Source organism: Methylobacterium sp. WSM2598 (genome assembly GCF_000379105.1).
Taxonomy (GTDB): domain Bacteria; phylum Pseudomonadota; class Alphaproteobacteria; order Rhizobiales; family Beijerinckiaceae; genus Methylobacterium.
The window spans coordinates 7418726-7435114 of sequence record NZ_KB900609.1 but is presented as its reverse complement, the minus strand read 5'-3'; the positions used below and the strand labels follow the sequence as shown (position 1 = coordinate 7435114).

The window sequence follows — 16389 nt, the reverse complement described above, 5'->3', positions numbered from 1 at the left end:
GAGGATCCTCGACAGGGGGGCGAAACGGAGCCGTCAGGCCGCGGCGGCGGCCGTGCGCGCGTCGCGGGCATGCGCGCGGCTGATCATCACGACGCTGAGGGCGGCCGCCGCATCGAGCGCCGCGACCGGGAGCATGCCGAGGGTGAAGCTCCCCGTCGCGTCCTTCACGAGGCCGACGACGTTGACCATCAGGCCGCCGCCGATGAGGTTCGCGATCGCGTTGATGCCGGCGAGGCCCGCCGCGAGCGTCCCGGCCGAGAGCCAGCCGGCCGACAGCGCCCAGAACGGCCCCTTGAAGGCGTAGGCGCCGACGAGCGCGCAGGACACTGCCAGGATCGTCGTGGCGATGCCGCCCGACAGGTTGAGGTAGGTCAGGCCGAAGGCCGCGAGCAGGAGCGGGATCGCCGTGTGCCACGTGCGCTCGCCGCTGCGGTCCGAGCGGCGGCCCCACAGGATCATCAGCACCGTGGCGATGCCGTAGGGGATCGAGTTGACGAAGCCGGTCTGCAGGTTGGTCAGCCCGAAGGACTTGATGATCTGCGGCTGCCACACCGACAGGACGCTGCCGGTGGCCGACGCCCCGGCGCAGACGAGCGCCATGGTCACGAAGTACTTGTTGCGGGCGAGCTGCCAGAGGGAGAGGTGCCCCACGGGCTTCTTGCGCGCGGCCTCCTCGGCGAGGCGCCCGACGAGCCAGTCGCGCTGCGTCTCGCTCAGCCAGCCGGCCTCCCGGGGCTTGTCGACGAGCACGAACAGGCAGGCGATCCCGAGGATTACGGTCGGCAGCCCCTCCAGCACGAACAGCCACTGCCAGCCCTTGAGCCCCAGCGCGCCGTCGAGTTCGAGGAGCGAGACCGAGAGCGGCGAGCCCAGGAAGGTCGCAAGCGGGATCGAGACCGTGAAGGTGGCGAGGATCCGCGCCCGGTACTCGTTCGGCAGCCAGGTGGTCAGGTACAGGATCGCGCCCGGGAAGAAGCCCGCCTCGGCCGCGCCGAGCACGAACCGCATCGCGTAGAGGGAGGTCGGGCCGGTGACGAGGGCCATGCCCATCGTGACGAGGCCCCAGGTGATCATGATCCGGGCGATCCAGCGCCGCGCGCCGACGCGCTGCAGCGCGAGGTTGCTCGGCACCTCGACCAGGAAGTAGGAGACGAAGAACAGGCTCGCGGCGAACCCGAACATCGAGGGCGTCAGCCCCAGGTCCTTGTTCATCTGCAGCGCCGCGAAGCCGACATTCACCCTGTCGAGCAGGGCGAAGAAGTAGCAGAGCATCAGGAACGGCACGAGGCGCAGGATCACCCGGCGCATGGTCGTGCGTTCGATGGACTGCGACGGGTGTTCTGTGGCGCTCACGTCCTGTCCTCCCAGGGTGGTCTTCGATGCGGGCCGCCGTCTCGCGGCCTTCGGGCGGGTCAGAGGCCTTCGCAGCCGGCGTCCCGCAGGGCGCGCTCGACCCAGGAGCGGTCCACGGTGCCGGCCCTGATCGCCGCCATGGTCTTGGCCTCGCCCCGCTGCTTGGCGTCGGCCGCGGCGAAGACCTCTTCCGTGCGGTCGAAGGGCACGCAGACGACGCCGTCGTCGTCGCCGACGATCAGGTCGCCGGGCTCGATCACCATGCCGTCGAGGGCGATGGTGCAATTCACCTCGCCAGGGCCGTTCTTGTAGGGGCCGCGATGGGTGATGCCGGCGGCGAAGACCGGCAGGGCGTTCGCGCGGATCCAGCCGGAATCGCGCACGGCGCCGTTGAGGATCACGCCCGCGACCCCGATCTCTTGGGCATGGGAGAGCATCAGTTCGCCCATGAGCGCGTTCGTCAGGTCGCCCCCCGCATCGATGACGAGCACGTCGCCCGGGGCGGCGCGGTTCAGGGCCGCGTGCACCATCAGGTTGTCGCCAGGCCGCGTCCTGACCGTGAGCGCGGCACCGGCGAGGACGCCTGCGGCGTGGAGCGGCCGCAGGCGCGGCCCGCCATGCACCATGCGGTTCATGGAGTCGCTGATGTTGGCGACGGCGATGGCCTTGAACTTCTCGACCGTGGCCGCGTCGACCGCGCGGGGGCGGGAATGGATCTTGAACCCGATGGACATGGCTTGCGTCCTCGATGACGGAAGAAGTGGGAGACGGGAGGATCAGGCCGGGTCGGGCCGCGTGAGGCCGGCCCTGAGCGCCATGGCGTCGAGGGCCTCCTGGTAGGTCGCCGGCACGACGCCGTTGAAGTGGTCCTTGAGGCCGAGGCTCTCCTTCCAGCGCAGGCGCTGGGCGACCGCGCGGGCCATGATCGGCTCGACGCCCGCATCCGCGACGGCGTCGGCCGACATCTCCAGTTCCTCGGCGCGGCGCTTGGCGTGGATGACGCCCGAGGGCGTCAGGCTCTGCACGGTGTCCATCCAGGGCCGCGCCAGGGTCTTGCAGGCGGAGGCGAGCACGACCTCGTCGATCCCGTACTGGCGGGCGGCGAGCAGCATCTCGTCCGTCAGGGCCTCGATGCCCTTGATGAGGACGGAGCGGATGATCTTGATGCCCGAGGCCGTCCCGAGCACCGGCCCGGTGAACGCGATCTGCATGCCCCAGGGCACGAGGAGGTCGCGCACGCGCTCGCCGGCCGGGCCGCTCGACAGCATCCGCATGGAATAGCCGTGGAGCGGCGTGCCCTCGATCGCGCCGTCGCCGAGGAGCGCGCCGCTCGGCCCCAGCCGCTCGGCGACGCCTTGCTTGATCTTCGGCGTGGCGGAGGCGAAGTCGAGGAAGGTATGGCGGCCCGTCAGGACGGGCGCGAAGGCGTCCGCGCTCTCGAGCGAGGCCGCGCCCGGCGTCACGCTGACGATCAGGTCGCTCGCTTCGGCAAGCTCCGCGTTCGAGCGCACCAGGGTGACGCCGGCCTCGCGCGCCCGGCCCTGGATCAGGTCGGCATAGGGACCGTCGAAGGCGTACTTGTCGTAGCAGGCGATCTGTTCGAGGCCGGCGCCGCGCAGGCCCGCCCCGAGCGTGCTGCCGATCTCGCCGTAGCCGACGAGGCCGAGCCTGACTTGCGTGCGGTCCGTCATGAGGAACTCCTTGTCGCGTGTGCGATGGGGGCGGTGCCGCGCAGGACGGAGGCCTTGGCGACGTGGTCTCGCAGGATCTCGACGGGGTGCGGCAGACGCACGCCATCGATGAGCTTGGCTTGGCTCCGGCAGGAATAGCCGTCGGCGACGAGGCGGCCCGACCGGCCCTTCTCGGCGACGGGAGCCGCCCAGCTGAGGGCGTAGATGCGCTCGGATAGCGCGCGGTGCTCGGCCTCGTGGCCATAGGTCCCGGCCATGCCGCAGCAGCCGGAGGGCAGCACCTCGAGGGTCAGCCCGAAGGCTGCGAAGACGCGCGACCACGCCGCCACGGCGGGTTGCGCCGTCGCCCGCTCGGTGCAGTGCGGCAGGAGCCAGTAGGTCTCGGCCTCGGGTGCCCGCGAGGCGCGGTCGAGCCGGGCGGCGAGCCATTCCTGCACGAGGTGGACACGCGGCAGGTCGCGACCGGGCAGGGCCTGGGCGTAGTCCGACCGGTAGGTCAGCGTCATCGACGGATCGAGGCCGACGAGGGCGACGCCGGTCGAGGCCAAGCGGCCGAGATCGGCCGCGTTTCTCTCCGCGAGGCGCTCGAAGCGGCCGAGGAAACCGTGGACGTGCAGCGGCTTGCCGTTCGGGCGGTAGGGCGCGAGCCAGGGCCGGAGGCCGAGGCCGATCAGGAGGTCGAGGAGGGCGAGCAGGACCGGCGTGTCGTAGTAGCTCGTGAACGCGTCCTGCACGACGACGACGCTGGTGAGGCGCTCGGGCGCCGGCAGCGCCGCCAGGACGTCCGCATCCGCGAGCGCCACGCCGCGCCGCGCGATCTCCCGCTTCAGATCGAGCCCGGAGAGCTTCGGCGCGTGGACGAGGCCGATCGCGCCGGCAAGCTTGGTCGCCAGGTTGGCGAGCCGCGGCGCCTTCGCGAGCCAGGGCACGATCGCCTCCAGGGAGGCGACCGCGTGGTGGCGCAGGGGCCGCAGGTAGCGGCCGTGATAGAGTTCGAGGAACCTCGCCCGGAAGCTCGGGACGTCGACCTTGATCGGGCAGAGGCCGGTGCAGGACTTGCAGGCGAGGCAGCCCGCCATCGCCTCGTGCACCGCGTGGGAGACATCGTCGCCTCGGCGTAGCGTCGCCGCGAGCCGGGCCGGGAAGGCGCGCCAGGCCGGCCGCGCCCGCAAGGCGGCCGCCTCGGCGAGCGGGTCGCTGCCCGCGGCCGCGAGCCGGCGCAGCCATTCTCGCATGAGCTGAGCGCGGCCCTTCGGCGAGTGGCGCCGCTCGCGCGTGCCCTTCCAGGACGGGCACATCGCCTGGTCCGGGTCCCAGGTGAAGCAGGCGCCGTTGCCGTTGCAGTGGAGCGCCCCGTCGTAGGCCGCCCGCACCTCCGGCGATATCGCGCGGTCGTGCCCGCCCTTGGTCGGCACGCCGTCGACCGTGAGCAGCGCCTCGCCCGCGGGCACTGCGATCTTGCCGGGGTTGAACTGATTGCGCGGATCGAAGGCGGCCTTGACGGCCTGCAGCACCGGGTAGAGCGGGCCGAAGAACCGCGGCGAGAACTCGGAGCGCACGCCCTTGCCGTGCTCGCCCCACAACAGCCCGCCATAGGCTTGCGTCAGCGCGACGACCTCCTCGGTGACCTCGCGGATCAGGGCCTCGGCGCCGGGTGCCTGCATGTCGATGGCGGGCCGCACGTGCAGCACCCCGGCATCGACGTGGCCGAACATGCCGTAATCGAGGCCGCGCCGGTCGAGCGCCGTCCGGAACTCCGCGATGTAGTCGGCGAGGTTCTCCGGCGGGACCGCGGTGTCCTCCACGAAGGCGATCGGCCGCCGATCCCCCTTCATGTTGCCGAGGAGCCCGACCGCCTTCTTGCGCATGTTCCAGATGCGCGAGACGTGCGTCTCCCCGCGCGCCACCGTGTAGCCGCGCCGTCCCCCGGCCGCACCGCCCGCATCCAGCGCCACCGTCAGGCGGCCGACCGCCGCCTCGACCGCATCCTCGCCGTCGCCGACGAACTCGATGAGGTTGACGCCCCGCGCCCGCTCGCCGTCGTCCTCGGGGAAGAAGGCGGCGACGCTCTCCCAGACCGGATCCCCTTGCGCGAGCGCGAGTACCGTGGAGTCGACCGTCTCGATCGAGGCGGCCCCGAACGGGACGAGGGCCTGCGCATCGCGCAAGGCCGCGTCGAAGCTGGCGTAGCGGACATTGACCAGGGCCGCATGGCTCGGCAGCGGCAGGACGTTGAGCGTCGCCTCGGCCAGGAAACCGAGGGTGCCCTCCGCGCCGCACAGGAGGGCATTGAGGTCGAAGCGCCCGTCCGGTCGCCGGATATGGGCGAGGTCGTAGCCGGTGAGGCAGCGGTTGAGCGGCGGAAACCGCTCGGCGATGAGCGCCGCGTTCTCGCGCTGGAGCCGGTCCACCTCGCGGTGGATGTGGCCCGCCCGGTCGGGCCGCGCCTGCACGGCCATGAGTTCGTCGTCGTCGAGGGGCTGCGAGTGCCAGACGGTGCCATCGGAGAGCACGCTCGTCAGTTCGAGCACGTGGTCGCGGGTCTTGCCGTAGAGGCAGGAGCCCTGGCCGCAGGCGTCCGTCGAGATCATCCCGCCGATCGTGGCGCGGTTCGAGGTCGAGAGTTCGGGCGCGAAGAACAGCCCGTGGGCCTTCAGCGCCGCGTTGAGCTGGTCCTTGACGACGCCCGCCTCGACCCGCGCGGTGCGTTGCGCGGGATCGATCGCCAGGATGCGGTTCATGTGCCGCGACAGGTCGACCACGAGCCCGTCGGTGAGGGATTGCCCGTTCGTGCCGGTGCCGCCGCCGCGCGGCGCGATCCGGATCCCGGAGAAGCGCTCCTCGGCCAGCAGCGTCGCGATGCGCACGAGGTCGTCGAGGCCGCTCGGGAAGGCGATGGCCTGCGGCGTCAGCTGGTAGATCGAGTTGTCGGTCGCGAGCACCGTGCGGTCGGCGGCACCGAGCGACAGGTCGCCCGAGAAGCCCCGCGCGCGCAACTCGGCGCAGAAGGCCGGGTAGAGCGGCAGCGCGACGGGATCGGGCGGGAGGCGCGGGATCATGGCGGGCTCAGGCCGGGAGCGCGGCCAGGGCGTCGTGCCGCCGGACCCGGCGGCCGAAGCCGAGCATCAGCACCGCGCCGAGGAGGAGGCAGCATCCCACCGCGACGAGCGGCGCCGTGAACCCGCCCGAGAGGTCGCGCACGAAGCCGATCATGTACGGCCCCGCAAAGCCCCCGAGGTTGCCGATCGAGACGATCATGGCGATTCCGCCCGCCGCCGCCCGGCCGGTGAGGAAGCCGGACGGCACGGCCCAGAAGGTCGCCACGAAGGAGTTGATCCCCATGACGGCGACGCAGAGGGCCGCGATGGTGAGGAGCGGCGTCGGGGTGAAGGCGCTCGCCATGAGGGCCGCCGCGCCGACGAAGAGCGAGATGGCGGGGTAGATCGTGCGGTCGCCGCCCCGGTCGGAGAGGCGGCCCCACACCACCATGGCGACCGCGCCGCAGACGTAGGGGATGGCCGTCACCACCCCGACGAGGGACGTGGCGAGGCCGAGCTGCTTGATGATCTGCGGCAGCCACAGGCCGATGCCGAGGGAGCCGACGATGGCGCAGAAATTGATGGCCGCGAGGGTCAGCACCCGCCAGTCCCGCAGCGCCTGGGCCAGGGTGAGGTTGTGCTTCTTCTCGATCGCGGCCTTCTCGGCGGCGAGCTTGGCCACCAGGACGTCGCGCTCGGGGGCGCTCAGCCACGCCGCCTTCTCGGGCCGGTCGGTGAGGACGAACAGGCAGGCGATGCCGAGGAGCACCGCGGGCGCGGCTTCGAGGACGAGGAGCCACTGCCAGCCCTTGAGGCCAAAGCCTTCGAGCTGGACGAGCGCGCCCGAGATCGGCGAGCCGATGATGTTGGCGACCGGGATGCCGAGCAGGAACAGGGCGGTCGCCCGCGCCCGCACGGCGGAGGGGAACCACAGGCTGAGGTAGAGGAACACGCCGGGCACGAAGCCCGCCTCGCCGAGGCCGAGCAGGAAGCGGGCGATGCCGAACTGCACCGGGCCGGTCACGAACGCGGTCGCAGCCGAGACGAGGCCCCAGGTGATCATGATCCGGGCGATCCACAGCCGCGCCCCGACCCGCATCATGATCAGGTTGCTGGGGATCTCGGCGGCGAAGTAGCCGAAGAAGAACAGGCCCGCCCCGACGCCGAACGCCGTCGCGCTGAGCCCGATGTCCTGGTTCATCGTGAGCGCGGCGAAGCCGACATTCACGCGATCCAGGTAGCTGACGACGTAGCAGACGAACAGGAACGGCAGGATGCGCCGCATCAGCTTGCGGTGCAGCGCCGGCTCGTCGACCGCCGCTCCCTGAAGGACTGCCGGCTCCGCCGGGTGCATCCGTGCCATGGCGCTTTCTCCCAAGCCGATTTTGCAACGGCGTTTCATTTTGCGTACAGCGCGCGGCCGGGCGGGTCAAGCGGTTGCAAAGCATTCGCGGGCCTTGGTGCAGGCAATGCTTGGCTCGGCCGCCAACTCGGACAGTCGCGCTTAAGTCATCTGCCGGGATCGGCGCGACGCGTGCGGCGTTGCGGGGATCGTGGTGGCAGCTCAGCGGCTTACAGACGTCCGCAGCGCTGTGGGCAACCGTGCCGCGGCCCGGGACCCACCGCGGGCCGCAGGAGTGGGATGCTGCGGAGTGTCGCACGCGGCCCGCGACCCGACGGGAGGCGCGGCCGGCCGCGACCGCTGCGACCCGTGCCCTGGAAGCCCCGGCCCACTGCCCCGTTTGGCGATGCCGGAAACCGCGCTAGAGCATTTTCCGACGAAGTGGATGCCGGTTCGTCGCAGAAAATGCGGCAAGATCAAAGATCTAGAGCGGCACCCGATTGCAACGTGATCGAGTGCCGCTCTAGAGGCTTCTTCCCCGATCCACTCCAGCGTGAGCGAGCGCGAAACGGATGCCGAAAGAGGCTCGGAAGAGGCCCAAGCTTGAGGGTGTGGCCTCGGCCGACAGAGTGTTGACGGTTCTGACTGCGTTCCGACGCGGCGACGACGCGCTCGAACTGTCGGAACTCGCCCGCCGCACGGGCCTCGTGAAGAGCACGATCATGCGGCTATGCATCTCGCTCGAGAAGTTCGACCTGATCGAGCGCCTGGACGACGGGCGCTACCGCCTCGGCGTCGAGGCCGCCCGCATCGGCTCGGTCTATCAGCAATCCTTCGCCCTGGAGGAGCGCGTCGTCCCCGTCCTGGAGCGCCTCGCCGCCGAGTCGCTGGAGACCGCGTCGTTCTATATTCGCCGCGGCAATCAGAGGCTGTGCTTGTTCCGGGCCGACTCACCGCACCCGCTGCGCATGAACGTTCGGCCGGGCGACATGCGCCCGATGGACGACTCGGCCATCGCGCAGGTGTTGTCGATCTTCGGCGACCGCACGTCCGCGAAGCGGACGGACGTGGCGCTCCCGATCTATACGTCGGGCATCACTGACCCGCATGTCGCATCCATGGCGATGCCGATCTTCGGCACCGAGAGACGGCTCATCGGAGCGCTCGCGTTATCCGGTCCCTCATCCCGTCTCACGGCCGACCAGGCCAGAGCCCTGGAATCCCGATTGCGGGAGGCGGCTGAGCGCCTCTCGTCCGAATTGGGCGCACAGCTTTGAAGGACGATGCTGAGAGCTCAGCCACGACCTGTCCCTTCATCCCGGGAGCCTGCAGGGCATGCCGACCTATTCGCGGTGAGAGGAACCCACGTTGAAGTGCCGGACGCGAAAGCGCCGTGTGGCGGCGAGTATCAGGGAACCTTGTCACTCAGTCAGATGTCCGGAATACCCCCGCAACCGGACATTCCCGGCGTACCCCACGAAGGACTGCTCAGGGTCACTCTGAGGCCTTCGCCGGAACCGCATCGAACGTCCGCTTACCCAAGCCAGGAACACCGAAGCGCACGGACCGCAATCGGTCGGACCCGGTCCTTCTGGGCCGCTGAGCCGAATTGCCCGAAAGCGGGCGTTCCCAACTTCCATTTGGGGGTGGGTTCCGGACGTTGAGGCGGCGCCCGGTTCTCTTCCGGCAGTCAGCGCGTGAGCACGATGCGGGTCGCAAGCTCTGTTGGGACCGTCTCCGTCACCCGATAGCCAAGGCCCGGCAGGTCGATGTCCGCAAAGAGGTGCTCGCCCCGGCCCAGAACAATGGGCGCACCGCCAAGTGCAATTCGTCGATCGCGCCCGCGAGCAGATACTGGCGAACCGTCGACACACCGCCACCGATCTTGACGTCCAGATCGCCGGCGGCCTTGGCCTGGGCGAGCGCTGCCTCAATCCCCCCGGTGACGAAATGGAAGATCGTCCTGCCCTCCATCACGATGGGCGCCCGGGTGTGGTGGGTGAGCATGAAGGTCGGCGCGTAGTACGGGGGATTGTCGCCCCACCAGCCCTTCCAGTCGGGCCCGCCCCAATCGTCGCCGGCCAGCCCGAACATGTTGCGGCCGAGGATGAAGGCGCCGAAGCCTTCCGCCGCGGCGCGGGCGAAACGATCATCGGTCCCGCCATCTCGCCCGATCATCGATCGAAAGGTTCGGGTCGGGAAGAACCACTTGTGTAGCTCCCGACCGCCCTTGCCCATCGGATGCTCCAGGCTCTGGTCCGGGCCGGCCCCGGAGCCGATCACGATGCGCGGCAGGCAAAAACAATCAGACATGTTCCTGATTACTACGAGTGTTAATGCGTTTATAATTATAGAGGCATCGACGCGTCTGCCATAAGCCCGATCGTCCTCCGCCCCACGGTTGCTTGAGACACCCCGTTAGCGGACGGTCTCCGCGGCCGGGGTGAGGCCGATGACCACACACACGAGGGTGGATGCCGGCGCGGCTGGTCCCGGCCGAGGCGGGCGCATGTCCCGGCAGCGCAAGCGGGATGCGGTGCTCCGGCTGCTGCGCGGCGAGGACCTGGAGAGCGTCTCGCGCAGCCCGGGCGTGACCGCCGCAACCCTGTCGGGCTGGCGCGACGCCTTCCTGGCGGCGGGCGAAGCCAGCTTGGCGACCCGACCCGCCGACGGCGAGGCGCTGGAGAGCGGGCAACTGAAGGCCAGGCTTGGCGAGATGCTGCTCGAGCGCGAGTTGCTGGAGGCCAAGATCGCTGCCCTGGAGGCGCGGGGCCCCGGCCCTTTGGCCCGCAGGAGGTCGCGGCCATGAGCCAGGTCGTCTCGCCGTCCAGCGGCACAGCTTACGGGCTGGCCCGGGTGTGCCGGATCTGGGGCGTGTCGCGCGCCACCGTCCACCGCCACCTCTCACCCGCCCGGCCCGAGCCGGCGCGGCGTCCCGGCCCGATCGGCCCGATGCCGGATGCGGCTGGAGGAAATCCGCGCCACCCTCACCGGCAGCCCCTTCCACGGCGAGGGCCACCGCAAGGTCTGGGCGCGCCTGCGCCACACGGGCGTGCGCACCTCCAAGTGCCGCGTGCTGCGCCTGATGCGCAACCATGATCTGCTCGCCCCGTCTCGCGTCGGCGCGCCGCGCGGCCCGCGCACCCACGACGGCACCATCATCCCGGAGGCGGTGGACACGATGTGGGGGACCGACCTGACCACCACCTGGACCGGCGAGGGGCAGGTCGCGGTGTTCGTGGCCGTCGACCACTGCTCGGCCGAGTGCGTGGGCCTGCACGCAGCGCGGCGCGCCACGCGCTTTGAGGCGCTGGAGCCGATCCGCCAGGGCGTGCGGCAGCGCTTCGGCGGTTTTGCGGCGAAGGTCGCTGCTGGTCTGAGTGTCCGGCACGACCACGGCAGCCAGCACATGTCGGATGACTTCCAGGCCGAACTGGCCTTCTTGGGCATCGCGAATTCGCCCGCCTTTGTGCCTGCGCCGGAGGGCAACGGCTGCGCCGAGCGCTTCATCCGCACGCTCAAGGAGAACCTGCTCTGGGGGGAGCGCTTCGACACCGTCGAGGATCTCCGCCGAGCCCTGCTGGCGTTTCGCCAGACCTACAACGAGACGTGGCTGATCGAGCGGCACGGGTTCCGCCCACCGGCAGCCATCCGCGCTGCGCAGCTTCCACCCGCGGCTCTGGCCGCGTAGGCTTCAGATCGGTGTCTCACAATCCGCGGGCGGTACAATCAGGATATAAGAGCTGTCGACGCCTATCCCACGAAGAAGCTAGTCCGCCGCAATGCTGTGAAGGACACGCGGGCGGGCTTCGCCGCTATAGACGAGCTACATAGTCAGTACAATCTTGCCGCGGGGTTTGGCCGAACGCCCTTCGAGAAGGTGATGAGCCGTTCGAGCCTCCGCAATCGGGAGCGTCAGACCGACATCGACGGTCACGCGACCTTCGTCGATCATTGCCACAATCGTCTCAAGGCGCGTACGCGTAACTTCCACGAGAAAGAAGGCAGCGCGCACACCGTGTACTTGCGCGAGGGTCTGATCAGGCTGTGAGACCGCCGAGATCAGCACGCCGCCCGGCCTCAAGACCGAGAAGGAGCGCTTCTGCGTTTCGCCACCGACGAGATCGATTACCGCATCGACACTCGTCGCAATATCCTCAAAGCGCGCAGATCGGTAGTTCACGACCTTGTCTGCCCCAAGACCTTCGACGAAGTCTCTGTCCCGCTCGCTCGCAGTCGCGATGACGAGGGCTCCTGCCTGCTTGGCGAATTGTACAGTATAGGCTCCAACGGCGCCCGCACCGCCGTGGATCAGAACTGTATCGCCGTGCTGGACATTCGCCTGCTCGAAGAGTGCCTGCCAGGCCGTAACGGCAACCACCGGAACCGCTGCGGCTTCGACCGCACCCAGTGATGCGGGGCGCCGTGCGATCATGTCCGCCGAGGCGACGGCGTACTCCGCGTAGCCGCCCGTGAAGCGGGCGTTCGTGACGCCGAAGATGGGATCGCCGACATGCAGGCCGGTCACTGCGGGGCCGACCGCTTCCACGATGCCGGAGATGTCCGAGCCAAGGGTCAGTGGCAGCGGTTGCGGCAGTACGCTCTTCCCAGCCCGGATCCAGGCATCCCAGGGGCCAACGCCCGCAGCTTCGACACGGACGAGCACCTCACCTTCGGCAGCTGTCGGCCGCTCGATCTCTTCCAGCACAATCGCATCGACATTGCCAAACGCGTGGATGCGCGCCGCGGTCATAATGGATGAATCTGAGGCGGCACGATCGACATTGGTCATGGTCACCTCCTCATTTGCTCGGGGTGGTGAGAACGGCGCCATCATCCGCGACGAAGACCGCAAGCAGGCGTGCTGGCTCGGTCCTGCTAGCGTTCTCTGAGATGAGGTGTTCGCTGCCGGGAGGCTCAAAGAAGCTCTCGCCTGCCTTGTAGACGCGAGCCGCGCCAGTCGCGGAGTTCTGGGAGCGGATCTCTCCGGAGAGCACATACGCGAAGACACTGCCTGCGTGCCTGTGAGCCGGCGAGGCTTGCCCCGGTGCATACGTCACCACGACGGCCGACAGAGTCTTGCCGGAAGCGTTGGCCAAGGCCTGCTGCATGACCGGCGTCACCGTCTCATGGCCGGCGCTGCTGGCCTCGTGCGCATCAGACGTTCGAAGGGCGGACAGGGCGAGGGCGCCTGCGGCGATCATGGCGGTCCTCAACGCGGGATGGGCGACTATGATCATAACGGCTCTCCGGTGCGATGTTGAACTGCCGCCTCGTCGGATAGGAGCACTTGAGCAGGATCCGATCGCGCTGCAATCATATATTACTCTAAGTCATTAATATTTTCGCATTTCCTGCGCCGAACCAGCATCCACTTCGTCTGGATATGCTCTAGTATGCCAGCAAGCACCGGGCCAGAGGGATTGATCGCCTTCAGACCTTACGCCATCGCCTTGCCAATCGAACCGCCGCCATCGACGAAGAGGGTCTGCCCCGTGGTGAAGCCGGCGTCCTCGGACAGGAGAAACTCGATGGCGGCGGCGATCTCCTCGGGCCGGCTAGAGCATTTTCCGGCGAAGTGGACGCCGGTTCACCGCGGAAAATGCCTCAAAACCAGAGGCCTAGAGCAAGAGCCGATTGCAACGCGATCGGTTCTTGCTCTCGTCGCCGCGTCGGGATCATGGAGAGAAAGCGGGCTTCAGCTTGGCTGCCGACCGGGGTGTTGCGGCGGAACATCTCCGTCTCGACGGGCCCTGGCGCGACCGCGTTCACGGCGATGCCGGTCTCGGCCAATTCCATGGCCCACGTCCGAATGGCTGTTCAGCGCCGCCTTAGCCGCGGCGTAAGCGCTGCGCAGGGGCGTTCCGGTCACCACGAGGCGGCTCACGTGGACGATCCGTCCCCATCCCTTCCCCGCAGCGCCAGCAAGATCGCCTGCGTGGCCACGAGCGCGGGATGCACATTCATCCTGAAGAGATCGTCGACATCGGCCAGATCGATCTGCCCAAGGGGGGCTAGCCGCGCCAGGCCGACGTTGTTGACGACCCCGTCGAACGAAATTCGCTCGGCGAGTTCAGCGATGGCCGCTTGCGCAGCGCGCGTGTCGTTCAGGTCGATCGGGACCAGTGTGCCCGGAAACGCCGGGTCCTCGGCGCGGGCGATCCCAACCACGCGGTGCCCAGCCTTTGCCAGGCGTTCTGACAGCGCGCGGCCTATGCCCCTGCTGGCGCCGGTCACGAGGAAGATGCGTTCGATCATGTCGAGCTCTTGCTCCTGGTAGGAACCGGCGCGTCACGTGCGGGTCTGGGGACGTGTGAGTCAGCGGCCTGCCGCGGCCCACTTCGAGGACAGGATGACGCTGCACATGTCGATCCTGCGGAACTGCGGATCCTTGTAGGCCAGCACGTCGTCGTTGAATGTCCCGACGGTGCTGCCGGGACGGTGCTTCATGCCTTCGTAGAAGGCGTCGATGATCCCATGCTCGAAATGCGGGTCGCGAGGAGCCGCCGCGACAACCGCCTGACGCTCCGCAACGGTGAACTCGTCGTATCCGCGGCCCGCGACGTCCATGCCGGCTCCCGCCTGGACCAATGCGATCTCTGGCCGCATGAACTCCGGGATCCCGGGCGTAGTGTGAAGGGCGATCGCGTTCCACACGATCTCAAGATCGGTGTCCGGCAAGCCGTGGCTGCGCAGGAAGTCACGCGCGGCGTTCGCCCCATCGACTTCGAACCGAAGCTGGCTGTCGCGGAACGAGCCCGTCAGGCCGATGTCGTGGAACATGGCAGCCGCGTAGAGCAGCTCGGCGTCGAAGGTCATGCCCATGCGTCGGCCCTTCAGAGCGCCCCAGAAATAGACCCGCACCGAATGGTGGAAGAGCAGGTCGCCTTCGGTGTCGCGGACGAACTCGGTCACCTTCCGCGCGAGGGCGCTGTCGGGAACGCTGACACCCGAAATCTCCTGGATCATCACAGTGCTCCTGTTCGATTGCGGAACCCTCCGCGTCACCGGCCCACCGTCCAGCGCCAAGTCCGCATCAGCGCGCTGAAATCGCGTCAGCACGGCCCGTGCCCTGAGTGGCCTCCGGCCGGTGCTTGAGGCCTGAAGATCGTCCCCGCCTGGGCCAGCGAAAAGCACCAAGAATGCGCAAAAACGCTGTACTATGAGCGCATGGCCAAAGCGCTGACGTTAAGCCTCGACCGATCGGCGCAGCGTTCGCTGGCCGAGCAGATCCAGCTGGGGATCTCCAAGGCCATCAACGATGGCGTGCTGAGCCCCGGCGCGCGATTGCCATCATGGCAGGACCTCGCGGCGCAGCTCGGGGTGGCCCGCGGGACGGTGCGGACGGCCTACGAGAAGCTCGCCGCCGCCCAGCTGATCGAGGCCTCCCGCGCCACGGGCACGCGCGTCGCACAGCGGCCTCGAAGCCGAGCGGGCGGCGGGGAGCCCGCAGACGCGGGGCCGTTCATTGCAGCCTACGAGGCAATGATCCAGGGACCGGCTCACTTCCAGATGGGAGTGCCGGGGAGCGATACCTTCCCGGCGACCCTCCTGTCGCGCCTTCGTGCGCGCGCGGTACGCGCCGAGGCGAGCGCCTCGCCGCTCTATCCAGACCCGAGGGGCGAGCTCGACCTCAGGCGCGAGATCGCAGGCTATCTGGCCGTCGCTCGAGGGCTCGCTTGCTCGCCCTCCCAGGTGATCATTACGGCTGGGTTCGGTGGGGGACTCGGCCTGACGCTCCACGTCCTTGGCCTCGACGGCCGCAAGGCATGGATGGAGGACCCCGGCTTCCCTTGGTCTCGAAGGGCTCTGGAGCTCGCGCGCCTGTCGCTCGCGCCGATCCCGGTCGACGCAGACGGAATGGATGTCGACCAGGGGCTGCGCCTCCATCCGGACGCCAAACTTGTGCTGGTGACGCCCGGTCAGCAGGCGCCTCTAGGTGGCGCTCTTTCGCTTGAGAGACGCCTTCGTCTCTTGGAGTGGGCCTCGACGAACCGTGCCTGGATCATCGAGGACGACTACCTCAGCGAGCTGCAATTGTCGGGGCGGGCTGCGCCGGCGCTCGCCTCGCTCGATCGCGCGGGCCGCGTCATCCACATCGGCTCATTCAGCAAGACGATCAGCCCTAGCCTGCGGCTCGGTTTCGTGGTCGCGCCCGCCGAAATGGTCTCGCGGTTTGCTGAGACGGCCGCGTGCCTCTCGCCGCCGCCGGGTCCGTCGGTCCAACTTGCGATCGCCGAGTTCATGCGCGAGGGGCACTACATGCGTCATCTGAGGCGCACCAAGCGCGCCTACGCCACGAAACGGCAGGCGGTGATAGAGCGCCTCAGGGGCTTTGTCGCCGCCGATCAGCTCACGACGTCCGGGTTGGCCGTACTACTGAGGTTGCCCGGCTCGACGTCCGACCTGCGTGTGGCGAGCGAGGTCTGGCTGCTCGGCATGTCCCCAACGCCTCTTTCGCCCTGGTATACGTCATTGGACGGAGCCAGGTCGGCGCTTCTGCTGGGTGTCGCGACCGCGCCGACAAAGGACCTCGACCGCGTGTGCGAACGGCTGGTTCAGGCGATTGAACGATGTACCCTGCGGTAGGGAAGGTGGCCGAGCTCAGAGGCGTGCTGATTAGGGTGGGTATCTGGGGCCGAGCTCTGCGTCACCGAGCCTCGCCGATGGCGCTCTTCCCCTTCCTCGCTCGAGAAAACCGTATCACGAACTCAAACGGCCGCAAAACCCTCGCGACCGCACATTCCCGACATCCGCCGCGAGGGGCCGCTCAGGGTCATTCTCACCCAGTCTGGATCGGTCCGGCCATTAGCTTAGTTGCGCCGATCGCGATCCCGGCGGGCACCCGGGCGACATGGCCCGGCAGTGACGCGCCTGCCAACGAAACGCGAAACGTGGCAGCACATCGGTGTGATCAGGACCGTTTCGATCGTGCCATCAGACGCGTCCCTCGACAGAGTCAATG

At 68.7% G+C, this 16389-nt stretch carries 11 protein-coding genes and 3 pseudogenes; 3 read left to right on the top strand and 11 right to left on the bottom strand.

Annotated features, from left to right (window positions below; all coding sequences use genetic code 11):
- Positions 1-33: 33 nt before the first annotated feature.
- The 5 genes from MET2598_RS0134565 to MET2598_RS0134545 are packed head-to-tail and all read right to left on the bottom strand — an operon-like array spanning position 34 to position 7436.
- On the bottom strand, positions 34-1353 hold the full coding sequence (locus MET2598_RS0134565; protein WP_036270618.1) for an MFS transporter: 1320 nt from the start codon (positions 1351-1353) through the stop codon (positions 34-36).
- Positions 1354-1412: 59 nt separating this feature from the next.
- The gene (locus MET2598_RS0134560; RefSeq protein ID WP_012335296.1) at positions 1413-2087 is read right to left on the bottom strand and encodes an RraA family protein; all 675 of its coding nucleotides are present in this window, start codon (positions 2085-2087) and stop codon (positions 1413-1415) included.
- Between the two features lie 42 nt (positions 2088-2129).
- The gene (locus MET2598_RS0134555) at positions 2130-3044 is read right to left on the bottom strand and encodes a DUF1932 domain-containing protein (RefSeq protein ID WP_018263923.1); all 915 of its coding nucleotides are present in this window, start codon (positions 3042-3044) and stop codon (positions 2130-2132) included.
- On the bottom strand, positions 3041-6103 hold the full coding sequence (ydiJ, locus tag MET2598_RS0134550; RefSeq protein WP_018263922.1) for a D-2-hydroxyglutarate dehydrogenase YdiJ: 3063 nt from the start codon (positions 6101-6103) through the stop codon (positions 3041-3043). Before ydiJ ends, MET2598_RS0134555 begins: the two co-directional genes overlap by 4 nt.
- Before the next feature lie 7 nt (positions 6104-6110).
- Positions 6111-7436 carry an MFS transporter gene (locus tag MET2598_RS0134545; RefSeq protein WP_012335299.1) on the bottom strand — a complete coding sequence of 442 codons (1326 nt, stop codon included), beginning with the start codon at positions 7434-7436 and terminating at the stop codon, positions 6111-6113.
- Between the two features lie 560 nt (positions 7437-7996).
- Between MET2598_RS0134545 and MET2598_RS0134540 the strand changes: the two genes are divergently transcribed.
- On the top strand, positions 7997-8701 hold the full coding sequence (locus MET2598_RS0134540) for an IclR family transcriptional regulator (RefSeq protein ID WP_012335300.1): 705 nt from the start codon (positions 7997-7999) through the stop codon (positions 8699-8701).
- 413 nt (positions 8702-9114) lie between these two features.
- Here the strand turns inward: MET2598_RS0134540 and MET2598_RS37900 are convergent.
- A pseudogene (locus MET2598_RS37900) lies at positions 9115-9737 on the bottom strand (dihydrofolate reductase family protein).
- A 139-nt stretch (positions 9738-9876) separates the two neighbouring features.
- Between MET2598_RS37900 and MET2598_RS37895 the strand changes: the two are divergent.
- A pseudogene (locus MET2598_RS37895) lies at positions 9877-11115 on the top strand (IS3 family transposase).
- 135 nt (positions 11116-11250) lie between these two features.
- On the opposite strand, the gene MET2598_RS0134520 reads toward MET2598_RS37895, so the two are convergent.
- The 5 genes and pseudogenes from MET2598_RS0134520 to MET2598_RS0134505 all read right to left on the bottom strand — a co-directional run bounded on the left by MET2598_RS0134520 (position 11251) and on the right by MET2598_RS0134505 (position 14393).
- On the bottom strand, positions 11251-12216 hold the full coding sequence (locus MET2598_RS0134520; RefSeq protein ID WP_018263919.1) for a zinc-binding dehydrogenase: 966 nt from the start codon (positions 12214-12216) through the stop codon (positions 11251-11253).
- A 10-nt stretch (positions 12217-12226) separates the two neighbouring features.
- A complete protein-coding gene (locus MET2598_RS0134515) occupies positions 12227-12664 on the bottom strand; it encodes a cupin domain-containing protein (RefSeq protein ID WP_012335304.1) in 438 nt (145 codons plus the stop codon).
- 200 nt (positions 12665-12864) lie between these two features.
- A complete protein-coding gene (locus tag MET2598_RS43510; protein WP_269083049.1) occupies positions 12865-12945 on the bottom strand; it encodes a hypothetical protein in 81 nt (26 codons plus the stop codon).
- An 86-nt stretch (positions 12946-13031) separates the two neighbouring features.
- Positions 13032-13682, bottom strand: a pseudogene (locus tag MET2598_RS37890) (SDR family NAD(P)-dependent oxidoreductase).
- Positions 13683-13742: 60 nt separating this feature from the next.
- On the bottom strand, positions 13743-14393 hold the full coding sequence (locus MET2598_RS0134505) for an HD domain-containing protein (protein ID WP_012335305.1): 651 nt from the start codon (positions 14391-14393) through the stop codon (positions 13743-13745).
- A gap of 201 nt (positions 14394-14594) precedes the next feature.
- Here MET2598_RS0134505 and pdxR point away from each other — a divergent pair, with 201 nt between their 5' ends.
- The gene (gene pdxR / locus MET2598_RS0134500) at positions 14595-16013 is read left to right on the top strand and encodes a MocR-like pyridoxine biosynthesis transcription factor PdxR (RefSeq protein ID WP_012335306.1); all 1419 of its coding nucleotides are present in this window, start codon (positions 14595-14597) and stop codon (positions 16011-16013) included.
- Positions 16014-16389: the final 376 nt, after the last annotated feature.

Excerpts from the sequence above, each read along its gene's own strand:
- MET2598_RS0134545 (WP_012335299.1), bottom strand. The coding sequence starts at position 7,436 with ATGCACCCGGCGGAGCCGGCAGTCCTTCAGGGAGCGGCGGTCGACGAG.
- pdxR (WP_012335306.1), top strand. The coding sequence starts at position 14,595 with ATGGCCAAAGCGCTGACGTTAAGCCTCGACCGATCGGCGCAGCGTTCG.
- MET2598_RS0134540 (WP_012335300.1), top strand. The coding sequence starts at position 7,997 with ATGCCGAAAGAGGCTCGGAAGAGGCCCAAGCTTGAGGGTGTGGCCTCG.
- MET2598_RS0134520 (WP_018263919.1), bottom strand. The coding sequence starts at position 12,216 with ATGACCAATGTCGATCGTGCCGCCTCAGATTCATCCATTATGACCGCG.
- MET2598_RS0134555 (WP_018263923.1), bottom strand. The coding sequence starts at position 3,044 with ATGACGGACCGCACGCAAGTCAGGCTCGGCCTCGTCGGCTACGGCGAG.
- MET2598_RS0134515 (WP_012335304.1), bottom strand. The coding sequence starts at position 12,664 with ATGATCATAGTCGCCCATCCCGCGTTGAGGACCGCCATGATCGCCGCA.
- MET2598_RS0134560 (WP_012335296.1), bottom strand. The coding sequence starts at position 2,087 with ATGTCCATCGGGTTCAAGATCCATTCCCGCCCCCGCGCGGTCGACGCG.
- ydiJ (WP_018263922.1), bottom strand. The coding sequence starts at position 6,103 with ATGATCCCGCGCCTCCCGCCCGATCCCGTCGCGCTGCCGCTCTACCCG.
- MET2598_RS0134505 (WP_012335305.1), bottom strand. The coding sequence starts at position 14,393 with ATGATCCAGGAGATTTCGGGTGTCAGCGTTCCCGACAGCGCCCTCGCG.